Below are 14,248 nucleotides of genomic sequence, written 5' to 3' on the forward strand. Positions count from 1 at the left end.
CGATCAATAGTCTCTGGACAGTCTATGTTGCAGCGACATTCGCTGCAGCGGGATATGGGTTTTTACCGTATCGCCTCTGTCGCCCATTATTGCCGCTGCCGTGACGCTTGGCTTTCTGGCATTCGCATTCGGAAATTGGAAACTGCTGAAACAAGGACTCCAAATCAATCGGCAGCTACAAAAAGACATTACCGATTTCATGCAATCTGCATCAACAGGCAATCCGTTCGAACTGTCCATCAAGAAACTCATATCCACGGCTAACCCGCCCTGGATATCCTTAGCTATCCACCTCTGGATCGATTTCTGTGTAGTCGCCGCGCTATGGAGCCGGGTTAAATGGCTGGCTCCATTACGCACATCTCTCGGATCAAGTCCGGGGACATTTCGCTCGCAAACGCTACCCCTACCGCCGCCCCGGCAGCCACGCAACGAACCCCGCCTCGCCGAGCCGCTTCATCACCTCGTCGAGATGCGCGCGATCCCGCGTCTCGATCACGACTTCCAGCAACGTGCCTTTGGCAGGCAAATCGGAGAACGTGCGCTGGTGCGAGACCTCGATGATGTTGGCGCCGGCCTCCGCCAGCAGCGCCGAGACGGCGGCGAGTTGGCCGGGCCGGTCGACAATGTCTATCGCGATCTGCGTGAGCCTCCCCTCGCGCGCGAGTTCGCGCGTCAGCACGGACGCGATCAGCCGCGTATCGATGTTGCCGCCGGTCAGGACCAGGCCGACATTGCGCCCGGCAAAGCGCTCCGGCCCCGCCAGCACCGCGGCAAGGCCCACGGCGCCTGCGCCTTCGACCACGGTCTTTTCGATCGCGATCAGCATCGATACCGCGCGCTCGATCTGGTCTTCGGTGACGAGAACTATGTCGTCGACGAGACCGCGGATGATTTCGGTGGTGATCCGTCCCGGCACCTTCACCGCGATGCCTTCGGCGAGCGTATCGCCACGCATCGGCAATTTCTCGCCGCGGATAGCGTTGTACATCGACGGATAAAGTTGCGCCTGCACGCCGACGATGCGCAATTCCGGCTTCAGCGATTTGGCCGCAATCGCCATGCCGGAGATCAGCCCGCCGCCGCCGATCGGCACCACCAGCGTATCGAGATCAGGCGCGGCCTTGAGCATTTCGAGCGCGATGGTGCCCTGCCCTGCGATGATCAGCGGATCGTCGTAGGGGTGGATCATGATGAGGTTGTTCGCCTCGCCATGCTTGCGCGCGAACTCGCCGGCCTGCTCCAGCGTCTTGCCTGAAATAATCGTGTTCGCGCCATGACGTCGCGTGTTCTCGATCTTCACCATCGGCGTGCCGACCGGCATCACGATGGTGGCGGGAATACCAAGCCGGTTGGCATGATAGGCCACGCCCTGCGCGTGGTTGCCAGCCGACATCGCGATCACGCCGCGCCGGCGCTCGTCCGGCGAAAGCGCCTGCAGTCGGTTGAGCGCGCCGCGTTCCTTAAATGTCGAGGTGAACTGCAGATTCTCAAATTTGAGCCAGACGTTGCAGCCGCAGATCTCGCTCAGCGTCCGGCTCCGGTCGCATTCGGTGACGGCGACGGAGCCGGCAATGGACGCGGCCGCGGCCGTGATATCATCTGATGTGACGGGAGGGCGGCCGGCCTTGGAAGCAGGCTGGTTCGCCGGCACGTCTTTGGGAGCATTCGACATCGGGATCACCTCGTTGCGAGGCAACCGTATAAGCCTATTTCGCCTGATACGCCCCCTCCGAATCTCGTAAAAGTCCCGCCCCATGAACATGGGTGTCGCAAAAAACCGCGGCGGCGTTACACTTAGCCGGGCTGCAGGGACAGCGGCCGGAGTTTTCAGATGAATTCATTGAGCGAGGCGCCGAAAGCCGAGGCCATCACGGTCGTGCTGCTCGAGGACGATGCACCGACGCTTTGGCGGCTGCAGGACGCGCTGACCAAGGCCGGCTATCAGGTCAAGGCTGCGGGCACGCTGGCGGAAGCCCGCGCCTGTTTGGCGCAAGGTGCGCCAAAGGTGCTGCTGACCGACCTTCAACTGCCCGACGGCCATGGCGTCGACCTGATCCGGGAAACCCGGCGGCGCTTTCCCGATACCGAGATCATGGTGATCTCGATCCTCGGCGACGAGGAAAGCGTGATTTCGGCGATCACCGTCGGCGCAACAGGCTATCTGCTCAAGGACGCTTTCCCGACCGATATCGCCGCCACCGTTCGCGATCTCGTCGCCGGGCATTCGCCGATCTCGGCCTCGATCGCGCGCTTCATCGTGCGCCGAACCCAGAGCACGCCGGAGCCGCCGCCAGGCCCTGCCCTCAACACCACCAAGCTGACGCCGCGCGAGATCGACATTCTCTGGGGCATTGCGAAAGGTTTCAGCTATGCCGAGATCGCCAGCCATCTCGGCCTGTCGCGGCAGACTGTGCCCGGTCACATCAAGAACATCTACCGCAAGCTCGAGGTCCACACCCGGGGCGAAGCGGTGTTCGAGGCGGTCCAGCAGGGCTTGATCAAGCTGTGAACGATCACGCCGACGACGCGCAACCGGATTTGCCCGGCCGCGAGCGGCGGCGGCTGCAATCGTCTCGTCTCATCCAATATCTGCTGCTGCAGGCAGTGATCGCCGGCGCCTGCGTCGTGGCGCTGCTGCAGTCGCTGCCGGGACCTCCCGCGCAGTATCGGATGTCCGCGCTTCAGCTCACTGACGCCGGCATCGAGCGCGCCGTGACGCTGCCGTATTTCTCGCCGCGCCGGGATGCGATGAACGATCCGCCCCGCTTCAGCGGGCAATTCGTCCGTCCGGCCGGCGAGGCCACGCGCCCCTGGTCGGTGTTTCTGCCGCGCTTCACCAACGGCGTCGAGGTCACCGTCAACGATGTCGTGATCCTCGACAGCCGGCGCGATCCTGCCGCCAACCGGCCCGACCGCAACACGCCGGCGATTGCGGTGATTCCCGCATCGGTATTGCGCGACGGCGACAACGTCATCTCGATCCGGCTGTTCATCTGGGGCCCGATCACGGGCTTCCTCGATCGCATCTGGGTCGGCCCGGATGAGCTGTTGCGTCCGAGCTATGATCTGAGAACTTTGGTCTTCGTCACCCTGCCGGTGGTGTTCTCGTCCTGGCAGGCGATCCTGGCGGTGATCCTCGGCATCATGTGGGTGATGCGGCGCCATGAGCCGGCCTATGGCGTGCTCGCGGCGGCGATGGCGGTCGGGGTCGGGCAGGCCTTCCTGCAAACACCGATGGGCGAGACGCCGTTCTCCAAGCTCAACGTGATCCTGATCTCCTCTGCGCCGATCGAAAGCGCGCTGGTGCTGACATTCGCGTTGTTGTTTTCGGGCTGGAAATGGCAGCGCTATGGCTGGATCCTTTTCATTCCCGGCGTGCTGCTGGCGCTGGCCGGCCTGTTCGGTAATCAGGCGATGGTGCGCGCGCTGTTCCTGATTCTTGCCGTTCCAATGGTCGGGATCTCGCTGGTCATCATGGCTATTGTGACCGCCCGCTCGGCGCTGAAACGGCAAAACGTAGCGGGCCTCCTGCTCGGCTGCGCGGTCACGATCATGCTGACCTGCTGGATCGCGGACCTGCTCTCGGTGTTCCAGATGACGCCTAACCGCATCTTCACGGCGCGGCTGTCGTATTCGGCGATGCTGGTCGCGATCGGCGCCGGGCTGACCTGGCGGTTTGCGCGGGCACTGAATCAGGTCGACGGCTTTGCCGGCCGTCTCGTTACGCAAGTGCGCGAGGCGGAGGAGAAGCTGAAGGCGAGTTTCGCCCGCGAGGAGGAGCGCGCCCGGGCGGCTGCATTGGCGCGGGAGCGCACCCGGCTGATGCGCGACCTCCATGACGGCCTCGGCGGCCAGCTCGTCAGCATCGTGGCGCTCAGCGAACGCGGTAATGGCAGCGCGGGCATTGGCGACGCGGCGCGCGCGGCGCTGAAGGATCTGCGCCTCGTCATCGATTCGATGGACGACATCGGCGGCGATCTGATGCTGGCGCTGGGCTCGTGGCGCGAACGCGCCATGGCGCAGTTGCGCCCGCACGACATCGCGCTCGACTGGCGCGCCGTGACGCCGCAGGGCCTGCCGGTTCACCCCGAGCTGCGGCCGTGGCATGTGATCCAGATCGTGCGGTTGCTGGATGAGGCCGTCACCAATGCGGTGAAGCATGCCAATGCGAAGCGTATCACGGTGAGGATAGAGACGCTGGCAGGCGCCGATGGTCTCGAGCGCGGCTGCATCACCGTCGAGGATGACGGCAAGGGGTTTGAGATTACGTCGGATGGCGCAGCGGCAGGCGCGATAAAGGCGGCGCGCGGCTTGCGCAACATGCGAAGCCGCGCTGCGCGCTGTGGCGCGGAGCTTGTACTGAGCTCCTGCGCTCAAGGGGCTGATCAAGGCACGCGCGTGAAACTGACTTTGCCCCACCGCTTTCCCGACAGCGAGGGCGCGGCCGGTTAGCTTACGTATTTTGCCTCAGCGGCGGCCGACGCGGTTGACCGGACCGCCGCGGTTCATGGGCGTGCCGGGACGAACGCCGACGCCGGCAGCACCGACGCCGACAGCGCCAACGCCGACGACGGGTGTAGCAACCACCGCTCTCGCGACCGGGGTCGGGCGCGCCACGCAGCCCTTCGGTACGCCGACCGTCTTGCAATAAACCACCGCGGCCTGGGCCGAAGTTGCGCCTCCCAGCGCGAACGAAGCGACCGCCGAGAACGCCGCAAGCGTCAGACCAGCGCTCAGCCAACCTGTCTTCTTCACCATGTGTCATCTCCCGAATAGGGCGTGCAGCTCTTTCACGATGTGCCGATCGCTCACCGCAGCCGACGCGGGATGTACGTGATCCATCGGAGCGCGCGGCAACATCCCATGAAAATGGTGTGGGGCTAGCGCGGGCAGCTTGCGCGCGATTTACGACGCCCATGAACATGGCATGGACCGGCGGCGCAACCTCGACGAATTTTCGCGCGCTTTCAAATCCCTCCATTCTCGTCGAAAAGGTGATCCATGATGAAATCAATCCATGTCGCGGCCGCAGCCCTGGTCATGTCGCTCGCTGCCGGCTCGCTGGCGCAGGCGCAATCCGGACCCACCGCGCAGGAGCAGATGGCCTGCCGTTCGGATGCCGGAAAATTCTGTGCCGAGCATATCGGCAAGCCGCCGCAGATGAACGCCTGCCTGAAGGCGAACAAGGCGAATCTCTCGGAAGCCTGCCGCAAGGTGGTGGAATCGCGCGGCGGTTAAACGCCTGATTCGAAAAGCAGCCAACGCTTCGCTCGGAGCGACGCGAAGCGTTCACCAGGCGATTACGCCCAAACAAAAGGAGCGCGATGACGTCTAAGTCAATCACGCTCCGACATTTGCGGTCGCCGCAAAAAATCAATCATTCTGATCGAACAGCCGGATCCGCGGCAGCTCGCTTCTCGCCGGCTCGGCGAAGATGTCCCTTCTGCCAGGCTCGCCAAAGAAGCCCCTTGGCTCACCTTCTTCGCGGATCCTGATCCGTCGCGGCTCGGTTTCTATCCGTCGCGGCTCAGTCTCTTCCCGAACCCTTTCCTCAACCGTATCCAATTCCTGCTCGCGCGGCTGGCGATAGCGCCGCTTGTCGGCCCAGCGCTGCCGGCGCTCGGCGCGCCGCTGTTCGGCAGCTGTACGCTTGAGGTCGGCGTCACGCGCCTTGGCGAAGGCATCCTGCGTCTGCGGCGCGGTAGTCCTGTCAGCAGCCTGTTCGGCAGGCTTCGAAGGTTGCTCGGCAGGCTTCGACGGTTGCGGCGCCGGCTGTACGGGCTGCACCGCCGCTACGTTGTTGTTCGCTACGTTTTTGTTGGTCGTCTTCTCTTCGGCGGGAGCATTATTGACAGGCGGCGGTGCCGCAGCGGTTTGCGGCTGTGGCTGCGTCTGAGGTTGTGGTTGCGTCTGGGGCTGTGGCTGCGTTTGCGCCTGCTCCTGTACCGGCGCGGGAGAGGGAGCAGGAGCGGGATTAGCAGCGGCTGCAGTCGCCGCAGCTTGGGGCACCGGCTCGGCCGGCGCCGTGGCGACGGGAATCGGCTCCGCCGACATTCTGCGTTCCAGCTTGGAAACCGTCTGCGTCGGTGGGCTCACGACATTTGCGGCAAAATACCCACCGCCGAGACCGGCGGCGACCGCCACGACCACGGTTCCTACCCCGGCAAAATAGGCGGTTGCAGTACGCATCGTCAGTCTCCCTCATCCTCGCGGGCAACGCGTGGGGAAAGACGATGTTCCTGTGCAATGTGTGCGTAGGACGTCTGGAACCAGCGGCTGATGCAGTCGCCGCTCAGATCATCGCGGCGACTTTTTCCAGGCCGATGATGCGGGCGAGCGAGCGGACTTCGCTCTTCTGATCTTCACGCAGTTGGAACAGCAGCGGCATCGCCGCCGATTTCAATTGCTGGACTTCCGCGGAGTCGGGATCGATCGGCACGCCCGTCGCGTTCGGATTGGCTTGCCGGCCCGCATGAATCTTGCGAGCGACGGCGCGCAGCGCGGTCTCCACCGGCGGCCAGTAGGACTCCTGCGAAGCTGATAGTTTCAGGCGCTCCTTGATGCCGGCGATCTGGACGTCGCTGAGCAGTGCGTAGCTTTTCTGCGGCGGCTTGGCAGCGGCCTTGGGCTCTACGGTCTTGGGCTTGGCAGGCGCCGTACTCGCGCTCGGCGCAATAGCCTGTGTCGTGGACGGAGCGGCGGGAGCCGCGATCTCCTTGGGCATGCCGAGATCGGCTGGCGACGTCGAGGCATAGGCCCGGCGCAGCGATTCGTTCAGCGCGGGATCCATCGGCTGGGGTTCAAGCGCAGCGGTGGCGTAGCTGACGACCGCAAGACGATCCTTCTTGCTTTCCTTGTTCGAGACCGGCGCCTGGACGGTGGAAGCCGACGCCAGCTCGAACCGCGCGGCAGGTACGCTGTCGCGGCCAACAATGGCAGTGACGGCGGCGCCGACCACGAGAAAACCGAGCAGCGCGACGATCGTCATGGTTTTGGTCAAAAAGGTCTCCATTCCCGCCGACGTTTGGCCCTTTTGCCAAAAACTGGATGACAATTGAGGCTTTACGATGCCGGCGGGCACGCCGAAGTGATCGAAAAGCTGGGGAAATCGCCCAGAATCAGCCCCGAATCAGGCCGCAGCAGCCAATTCGTAGGCCTCCTGAATGTCGGCAACGATATCGGACGCCTCCCACAGGGCGTCGGGAGCGACCGCCTGCAGGGTCACGGTCCAGTTGCTCTTGCGGTTGCGGGGCATGCTGACGACGTCGAATTCGATCCCGCGGCACAGCGGATGCCGATCGAGCGCAAACATCACCCGCAGCCTGAGTTCCTCGAGGGTGGCCAGTGATTTGGCGGCAAGATAGCGATCGAAATCCATTCCGTGCCCCTTCGATTTGCCGACCGGCCGGCCATGGCGGCCGACCGTCCTCTGGGGCTATTGTTGGCGCCGATATGGTTAACGGCGCGTTAAGCCTCGGAATGGCACGGGGCAGGCTGGACCGGAGCAACGGAAGCGGAACAGCCCGGGCATGACTGAATCGATATCCCAGACGACGGCTACGCCCGGACCGTCGGTTCGCGCCGCGCTGGCGGCGGCGGTCGCGATTTCAGCCTTCACGCTGTCGATCGCGATATTCGAACTGTCGATGGCAGACTGGCCGTCCGGCTTCGTCCTGCTCGTCATCGTGCCGCTGGTGGCGCTATTGTTCTTCGGCTGCATCGTGTGGTCGGCGACGTTGCTCGTGAAGGTCCGAACCGGCGGCGCGAAGTTCGCCCTCCCCTTCCTGATCTGCGCCCTGACGCTCGCCGTCCTCGCCTACGCACCGCTGCACCAGATCGCGCTGCAGCAGAATTTCTACTGGCACCGGGAAAACCGCGAGCGGATCGTGGCCCGCGTCGAAGCCGGCGAACTGAAGCCCAACGTCTCCTACAACAAGAGCCTGATCGCGCTCGGCGACCGCGGTCCCAACGTGTCGGTCGGCAACGACATCGTCGTCGACGAGACGGATCAGGGCATCTATGTGCTGTTTCTGACCTCGCGCGGCCTGAAGCACTATTTCACCGGCTTCCTGCATGTGCCGCCGGGCGGAGATCCCAAGAACTTCTTCGAGTTCGAGGACAAGCCGCCGAGCCGGCTCGTCCGCTACGGCGAGAACTGGTACTTCGTGGCGAACTAGACCGTCTTTTCGCGAAGCGAGCCGCCCGCGACGGTGCCTAACGCAATGCCGCCGATGATCAGGCCCATCGCCAGAAACAGCGAAGGCTCCAGTGGTTCGCTCAGGATCGCGGTGGCGCTGACGATCCCGAGCAGCGGTGTCGCCAGCAGGCACAGCGAGGTGGTGACGGCCGGCAGGCTGCGGTTCACCATGGTCATCGCCCAGTTGGCGAATGCCGTGCAGACGATGCCGCTATAGAGCATCAGCGCGGCAAGACGCGCCGTCCATGCGATATGCGGCGGGCCTTCCGCGAGCCATGCGATGAGCGACAGCAACGCCGCCGCCAGCAGCACCTGCCAGAACACGAGTTGAAAGGGCGTCGAGATCCATTGGTGCGCCCGGACGTAAACGATGTTGCCGGCCCAGCAGAACGCGGCGAGCAGGATCAGGCCGCTGCCGAACAGCGCCTGACGGTCGCTCCAGTCCAGCGTCTGCGGATTGAAGATAACGGCAAGCCCTGCCAGGCCGAACACGATCCCGAGCGCGCGCTGACGCGTGATAGGTTCGGACAGCAACAGGCCTGCTCCGATCGCGACCCAGATCGGCGTCGTATAGCCGAGCACGATCGCCCTGCCCGCGGGCACGAATTGCAGTCCGGCCGCGACCAGCGCCGAAAACGCCACCAGATGCAGGATCGAAGTGCAAAACACCACCGGCAGGTCGCCGCGCTTCGGCACGATGAACGCCCCTTGCGCCCACAACATCGGCGCCAGCGTGGCCCCCGCAATCATGCAGCGGAACGCCGTCGCCCATAGCGGGGGCACGTCGTGCACGATCAGCTTTGTCACCGGCCAGTTGGTCCCCCATGCCAGCACGACGCCGGCAAGCAGCACCGCCGCGTTGCGGGTTGAAAGTCCACTGGTCATCTTGCGCATACGTCCCGTCTTCAGCGATCTGCATTGCGTAGCGTTTCAACTGGCTCTAATAAAAGAGCCAGTCTTTGCGATTTGTTGGGGCCAGTTATGGACGAGCTGCTGCCCGGAATGCTGCACCTGGCGCGCGACGGCGGCGAGACGCTGACACGCCAGCTCACCGACCAGTTGCGAGGTCTGATCACGGGCGGACACCTTGCGCCCGGCCAGCGCCTGCCGTCGAGCCGGCAGCTTGCGAAATCGCTCGCGCTTTCGCGCAACACCGTCACGTTTGCGATCGAGCAATTAGCCGCGGAAGGCTATCTCTCGTCTTCCGCCGGACGCCGTCCGATCGTCGTCGAAGGCCTGTCGCTCGATCGCCGCAAGGCTTTGCCGCGGAGCAATCGCGCCGGCGGCGGGCGGATCGAACTGTCGTCCTGGGCACGCAGCCTGCAAAGAGCGAACTGGCCGCCGGTTCATGACGGACGGCCGCGGCCGTTTCAGCCGGGACTGGCTGACGAGCGCGAATTTCCGCACGATGCGTGGAGCTGCTGCCTGCGACGCGCGGCGCGAAATGCACCGCTGCGCCGCGACCGGCCCATCAACCATCCGCCGCTGCAGGAGGCCCTGCTGAGGCATCTCGTGGTTCATCGCGGGATCAAGGCAACGCCCGGCCAGATCCTGATCGTGCCGACCGCGCAAGCCGGCCTGACGCTGGTGGCCAACGCGCTGCTCGAACGGGGCGATCATGCCTGGATCGAAAGTCCAGGCTATGGCGGCGCCAACGTCGCATTAGCTGCAGCCGGCGCCACCGTCTCGGCGATACCGCTCGACGCGCAAGGCATGGCCATCGCCGCGCCCGAGGATACGCCGCGACTGATCTTCGTCACGCCGTCGCACCAGTACCCGACCGGGCGGCTGATGCCGATCGGCCGCCGCCTCGAACTGCTTCGCTACGCCGAGGCTGCCAGTGCCTGCATCATCGAAGACGATTATGACGGAGAATTTCACTACGAAGCACGCCCGGTGGCCGCACTGCAGGGCCTCGCGCCGTCGCCGCGCGTGTTCTACCTCGGCACCTTTTCGAAAGCGACCTATGCCGACATCCGCTTCGGCTATGTCGTCGTGCCCGAGGCGCACATCGAAACGTTCGAGCGCGCGCAGCGCCACATGGGAATGCTGACATCGATCACCATGCAGGATGCGCTGGCTGAGTTCATCACATCCGGCGCCTATCTCGGCCACATCAGGAGGATGACGCGCCTCTACAAGGGCCGCCGCGACCGCATGCTGCAGGCGCTGGCCGCCGAGGCCGGCGACCGTCTTGCCATCGAAGTCCCGGCCGGCGGCATGCAATTGCTGGCAAGGTGTCATCCGCACACCGACGACCAAAAATTATCGGCGCGGCTAGACGAAGCCGGCGTCGTCAGCCGACCGCTGTCAAGCATGCTGTATCACCGGTCAGGCGAGCAGGGCCTGTTTCTCGGCTTCGCCGCCTGGAACGAGAAGGAGATCGATCAGGCCGCGCGAATTCTGGGACGGATCGTGCGCTAAGGACGACCGACGGCAGTTCGCCCGCGAACTAGCCCGCCGCGCGCCGGGGCATCGCATCCGAGGCGATTTCGGCAGACGTGGGCACCTGCATCAGAATGGTCTGGCCGCCTGGCGCGATTTCGATGCCACGTTCCTGGAAGCGCCGCTTCATGCGGCGGTTGAATTCGCGCTGCACCGGCCAGCGGCCGGCGTCGGTACAGCGAATCTGGCCGACGATCGAGGCCATCGAGCCGTCGACCTTGTCGACGCCCCACAATTCGAGATCGCCGCGGATCAAATGGCGGTATTCAGGCTCATTGCGCATTTCGGCGACGATGTCCTTGAGGATCTCGCCGGCGCGGTCGGTGTCTTCCTTGTAGGACACGTTGACGCTGACCGCCGCATTGCCGGCGCCGCGGCTTGAATTGGTGATCGTCGTCACCGCGCTGAAGGGCACGATATGCACCGAGCCGTCGCCGGCGCGCAGACGCAGGGTGCGGATCGAAACGTTCTCCACCACCCCCGACAGGCCCGAGAGCGTGACGTTGTCGCCGACCTGCACGGTGTTCTCGAGCAGCAAAAACAGTCCGGTGATTAGATCCTGCACCAGTTTCTGCGAGCCGAAGCCTATGGCGATGCCGACGATGCCGGCGCCGGCGAGCAACGGCGCGACATTGACGCCGATTTCGCTGAGCGCAGTCAGGCCGACCACGGTAACGATCAGGCATAACAGCGCCGTTCGCAGCATCGGCTGGAAGGTGCGCAAGCGCGCCGCGCGCACGTAATGGCCGTCGCGCGACAGCGCACTGATCTTGCGATCCATCAGCGCATTGCTGATCTCCCAGATCGCCGCCGCTGCAAGGGCAGCGATGCCGATCGTCACCACCGCCGACAACAGCCGGCTGCCGATCTGGCCGCCATAGAACCAGACGATGGCGTCGACGCCCCAGACTTCCAGCAGGGCTACGAGGCCGATGAAGGCAATCGCCGCCGAAATAATATTACGCAACAAAGGCAGATAGCGGTTGGCGCGGGTCTCCAGGCCCGGGAAGCGATGCAGCAGATCGGGGCTGATGCGAAAACCGCGATCGATCAGGCTCAGCACCAGCATGGTGGCGAGACGCACGATCAGCGCGACCGCAATGGTGCCGACGAAATACTGCAACAGCAGCGCATAGCCGTTGCGGATATTGAGCGCCCACACCGCCCACAAAGCGAGGTCGAGCGCGATCGCAAGATAGTGCCACAGGCCGGCGACGCGGTTACGCACCCTCGCCGCGGCGCCCTCGCGCCCCGCCGGCGCACGAATGGCGTCCGCGACAGGCCGCCGGCATTGCAGGATAATGACGACGATAAAGAGATGCACGACCAGCATCACCAGGCGCAGCAGCGCGGCGTAGCCGGCGCGGTGCAAGCCCAGCAGCAGTGCCACATTGGCGAATGCGATGCCGGAGACGCCGACGGCGACAATGCGTCGTGCCCAGATCTCGATATAGACGGCGGTCTCGGCGCGAACGCGAAACAGGCCGAACGGTCCGGCCAGTCCCCCCACCACACAAATCAGCACACGCGACAGCGCATAGGCATTGACCACCGCAAGGATCACCAGGCGAGGGGTCGGGAGATCGCCGATCTCCGTGCCCAGGAGCATCGTGGCGATGCCGAGAAAGACGAGCACCGGCAGCAGTTCGAGCAGAAGACGCCCCAGCACGAAGGGCAGCCTGACCAGCGACTGCCAGGCGCGCGCCAGGCCGAGACGCCGCCGCTGCAGCTCGGGCGCGGCAGTGACGTCGGCTACGGACGAAGGCGGATCGGCGACCGCCAGCGTCTGCGCCGGCGCCCGCGCCGCTTGCGGCAGCCGCGCTTCCAGAAGCGCCACCGGCCGCTTGATCAGGCGGAAAGCCAGCCATTCGGCGGCGAAGGCGCAGAGGAAAACCAGCGCCAGCTTCCACGCGATATCGAACAATTGATGATAGGCTGACGGATCTTGGGCGGTGCGCAGGAACCACCAGTAGAACGCGCGATAGTGCGTCAGCGTGCGCGCGATGTCGGCGACCTCGCGCGAGATCTCGCGAACCTGTTCGGACACCATCAGCAGGAGCTGCGCGCCAAGACTGTCCGCCTCCAGCGGAACGGCGGATTTGTTTTCGGGCGCGGCTTGCTGCTGCGGGGCATTGGCGACCGCGCGCAGTGTCTCGATCATCTCGGCGCGCTTCTTGTCGTCGGAAAGCGTTTCGAGCGCCCGCTTCGCCTGCTCAGGCGTCAGGGCGCCGGCTTTGTCAGCGACGGAGGAAGCCGGCGGAGCCGCGGGCTGAGCGAAGGCCGGGAGTGAAAGCAGCGCGCAGACGAGGAGGATCGACGGCAGGAGCTTGTGCGACACGAAGACCTCTTTGAAAAAAATGCGCCCGACGGCGAAACCGGAACGGCCTCGCCTTCGCGCTTGCGTCATGTCGGATCGCCCGTTTTCGCCGTGATCTTGTGTCGGAAGTTTGCCACTGCGGCGGTTTTCTCTTGGCATTTATTCTTGGTATCGCGCTTGATCGCCAGAGTTCCGCAATTGCTGCGAATTGATTGAAAGGCGCGAGCCTCTCGCCCTAGCCAAGCCGCACGTGGGCCGCAGCTTCGCGATACTCCGCGACCGTGCGAGCGATCATCTCGTCGGCAGAGAGCAGTTCGCCCACGCCCGACACGGAATGCCCTGCGCTCCAGATGTCCTTCCAGCGCTTCGGGCGATTTTCGCGCGCGCCGATATCGATGTCCTTGCCGATATCGATCGCGCCACGCTGCGGCAGATCATCGGGATCGAGGCCGGCCGCCTCGATCGACGGGCGCAGCATGTTGGTCTGCAATCCCGTGAACGCCGTGGTCAGCAGCACGTCGTCGGCGCTGCAGGTGACGAGCATGTGCTTGTATCTCTCATCCGCCATGCTCTCGCGGGTGGCGATGAACTTGGTGCCCATATAGGCAAGGTCGCAACCGAGCGCCTCGGCGGCGCGCAGGGCGTGGCCATCGGCGATGCCGCCTGCCAGCACCAGCGGTCCATCGAAGAAGGCGCGCACCGCGCGTACGAACACGAAGGGATTGAGCCAGCCGGTCTGCCCGCCGGCACCTGCCGTCAGCAGCACCAGTCCGTCCGCGCCGGCGGCGACCGCGCGCTCGGCGTGACGGATGGAGGCGACATCGGCCAACACCAGCGCGCCGGCCTCATGCAGCGGCTTGATTACCGGCGCCGGTGAGCCGACCGAGGTGATCACTATTTCGGGCCGGTGCCGCAGCAGCACCTGAAGATCCTGCTCCAGCCGCGCATTGGAGCGGTGCACGATCAAATTCGCACAGACCGGCGCGGCTGGCTTGCCGCTGGCATCCGCATGCGTCTTCAGCCGGCCATCGATATCCGTCAGCCATTCATCGAGCTGTTCGGGGCTGCGGCAGTTCACCGTCGGAAACGCACCAATCACGCCGTTGCGGCAGGCGGCTACCACCAGCTCGACACCAGAGACGAGAAACATCGGCGCCGCGATCAGCGGCAGGCTGAGGCGGTCGCGAAAGCGCGAAAGCAAATCGGCGGATGGCAAGGCGTTTCTTCCCGGCTTGAGCAGCGCATCTGTTGTGCTAGCGTTGCCGCCAACATTGGCACGGCAAAAG

Annotated in this window: 13 protein-coding genes; 5 read left to right on the forward strand and 8 right to left on the reverse strand. The window is 64.5% G+C overall.

Annotated features, from left to right (window positions below; genetic code table 11):
• Positions 1–406: 406 nt before the first annotated feature.
• Positions 407–1,675 (reverse strand): threonine ammonia-lyase, encoded by a 1,269-nt coding sequence (locus tag ACH79_RS06855; protein ID WP_161850335.1) that lies wholly within the window; start codon positions 1,673–1,675, stop codon positions 407–409.
• Positions 1,676–1,834: 159 nt separating this feature from the next.
• Here ACH79_RS06855 and ACH79_RS06860 point away from each other — a divergent pair, with 159 nt between their 5' ends.
• Positions 1,835–2,512: a response regulator transcription factor gene (locus tag ACH79_RS06860; protein ID WP_065752182.1), complete on the forward strand. Its 678-nt coding sequence runs from the start codon at positions 1,835–1,837 to the stop codon at positions 2,510–2,512.
• Positions 2,509–4,455 carry an ATP-binding protein gene (locus ACH79_RS06865; protein ID WP_246738457.1) on the forward strand — a complete coding sequence of 649 codons (1,947 nt, stop codon included), beginning with the start codon at positions 2,509–2,511 and terminating at the stop codon, positions 4,453–4,455. The genes ACH79_RS06860 and ACH79_RS06865 overlap by 4 nt, the downstream gene beginning before the upstream one ends.
• Before the next feature lie 15 nt (positions 4,456–4,470).
• Here the strand turns inward: ACH79_RS06865 and ACH79_RS06870 are convergent, their stop codons facing one another.
• Positions 4,471–4,761, reverse strand: a complete 291-nt coding sequence (locus tag ACH79_RS06870) for a hypothetical protein (protein WP_161850336.1) — start codon at positions 4,759–4,761, stop codon at positions 4,471–4,473.
• A gap of 243 nt (positions 4,762–5,004) precedes the next feature.
• Here ACH79_RS06870 and ACH79_RS06875 point away from each other — a divergent pair, with 243 nt between their 5' ends.
• Positions 5,005–5,241, forward strand: a complete 237-nt coding sequence (locus tag ACH79_RS06875) for a cysteine rich repeat-containing protein (RefSeq protein ID WP_246738458.1) — start codon at positions 5,005–5,007, stop codon at positions 5,239–5,241.
• Between the two features lie 135 nt (positions 5,242–5,376).
• On the opposite strand, the gene ACH79_RS06880 is transcribed toward ACH79_RS06875, so the two are convergent.
• From ACH79_RS06880 to ACH79_RS06890, 3 genes are all read right to left on the reverse strand, one after another.
• Positions 5,377–6,192 (reverse strand): hypothetical protein, encoded by an 816-nt coding sequence (locus ACH79_RS06880; protein ID WP_161850337.1) that lies wholly within the window; start codon positions 6,190–6,192, stop codon positions 5,377–5,379.
• A 103-nt stretch (positions 6,193–6,295) separates the two neighbouring features.
• Positions 6,296–7,003, reverse strand: a complete 708-nt coding sequence (locus tag ACH79_RS06885; protein ID WP_161850338.1) for a hypothetical protein — start codon at positions 7,001–7,003, stop codon at positions 6,296–6,298.
• Between the two features lie 129 nt (positions 7,004–7,132).
• A complete protein-coding gene (locus tag ACH79_RS06890; protein ID WP_161850339.1) occupies positions 7,133–7,381 on the reverse strand; it encodes a hypothetical protein in 249 nt (82 codons plus the stop codon).
• A 151-nt stretch (positions 7,382–7,532) separates the two neighbouring features.
• Here ACH79_RS06890 and ACH79_RS06895 point away from each other — a divergent pair, with 151 nt between their 5' ends.
• A complete protein-coding gene (locus ACH79_RS06895; protein ID WP_161850340.1) occupies positions 7,533–8,180 on the forward strand; it encodes a hypothetical protein in 648 nt (215 codons plus the stop codon).
• Here the strand turns inward: ACH79_RS06895 and ACH79_RS06900 are convergent.
• Positions 8,177–9,094 carry a DMT family transporter gene (locus ACH79_RS06900; RefSeq protein WP_161850341.1) on the reverse strand — a complete coding sequence of 306 codons (918 nt, stop codon included), beginning with the start codon at positions 9,092–9,094 and terminating at the stop codon, positions 8,177–8,179. The two genes, ACH79_RS06895 and ACH79_RS06900, sit on opposite strands and share 4 nt — an antisense overlap.
• 87 nt (positions 9,095–9,181) lie before the next feature.
• On the opposite strand from ACH79_RS06900, the gene ACH79_RS06905 reads away from it, so the two are divergent.
• Positions 9,182–10,624, forward strand: coding sequence for a PLP-dependent aminotransferase family protein (locus ACH79_RS06905; protein WP_161850342.1), 1,443 nt, complete (start codon positions 9,182–9,184; stop codon positions 10,622–10,624).
• Between the two features lie 28 nt (positions 10,625–10,652).
• Here the strand turns inward: ACH79_RS06905 and ACH79_RS06910 are convergent, their stop codons facing one another.
• Together ACH79_RS06910 and ACH79_RS06915 are read right to left on the reverse strand one after the other, a co-directional pair.
• On the reverse strand, positions 10,653–12,983 hold the full coding sequence (locus ACH79_RS06910) for a mechanosensitive ion channel domain-containing protein (protein WP_246738459.1): 2,331 nt from the start codon (positions 12,981–12,983) through the stop codon (positions 10,653–10,655).
• A 214-nt stretch (positions 12,984–13,197) separates the two neighbouring features.
• Positions 13,198–14,178 carry a nitronate monooxygenase family protein gene (locus ACH79_RS06915; protein WP_161850344.1) on the reverse strand — a complete coding sequence of 327 codons (981 nt, stop codon included), beginning with the start codon at positions 14,176–14,178 and terminating at the stop codon, positions 13,198–13,200.
• Positions 14,179–14,248 lie beyond the last annotated feature (70 nt).

Source organism: Bradyrhizobium sp. CCBAU 051011 (assembly GCF_009930815.1).
Taxonomy (GTDB): Bacteria; Pseudomonadota; Alphaproteobacteria; order Rhizobiales; family Xanthobacteraceae; genus Bradyrhizobium.

Coding starts and splice junctions, on each gene's coding strand:
- ACH79_RS06875 (WP_246738458.1), top strand. CDS start 5,005: ATGATGAAATCAATCCATGTCGCGGCCGCAGCCCTGGTCATGTCGCTC.
- ACH79_RS06855 (WP_161850335.1), bottom strand. CDS start 1,675: ATGTCGAATGCTCCCAAAGACGTGCCGGCGAACCAGCCTGCTTCCAAG.
- ACH79_RS06880 (WP_161850337.1), bottom strand. CDS start 6,192: ATGCGTACTGCAACCGCCTATTTTGCCGGGGTAGGAACCGTGGTCGTG.
- ACH79_RS06870 (WP_161850336.1), bottom strand. CDS start 4,761: ATGGTGAAGAAGACAGGTTGGCTGAGCGCTGGTCTGACGCTTGCGGCG.
- ACH79_RS06890 (WP_161850339.1), bottom strand. CDS start 7,381: ATGGATTTCGATCGCTATCTTGCCGCCAAATCACTGGCCACCCTCGAG.
- ACH79_RS06860 (WP_065752182.1), top strand. CDS start 1,835: ATGAATTCATTGAGCGAGGCGCCGAAAGCCGAGGCCATCACGGTCGTG.
- ACH79_RS06900 (WP_161850341.1), bottom strand. CDS start 9,094: ATGCGCAAGATGACCAGTGGACTTTCAACCCGCAACGCGGCGGTGCTG.
- ACH79_RS06905 (WP_161850342.1), top strand. CDS start 9,182: ATGGACGAGCTGCTGCCCGGAATGCTGCACCTGGCGCGCGACGGCGGC.
- ACH79_RS06895 (WP_161850340.1), top strand. CDS start 7,533: ATGACTGAATCGATATCCCAGACGACGGCTACGCCCGGACCGTCGGTT.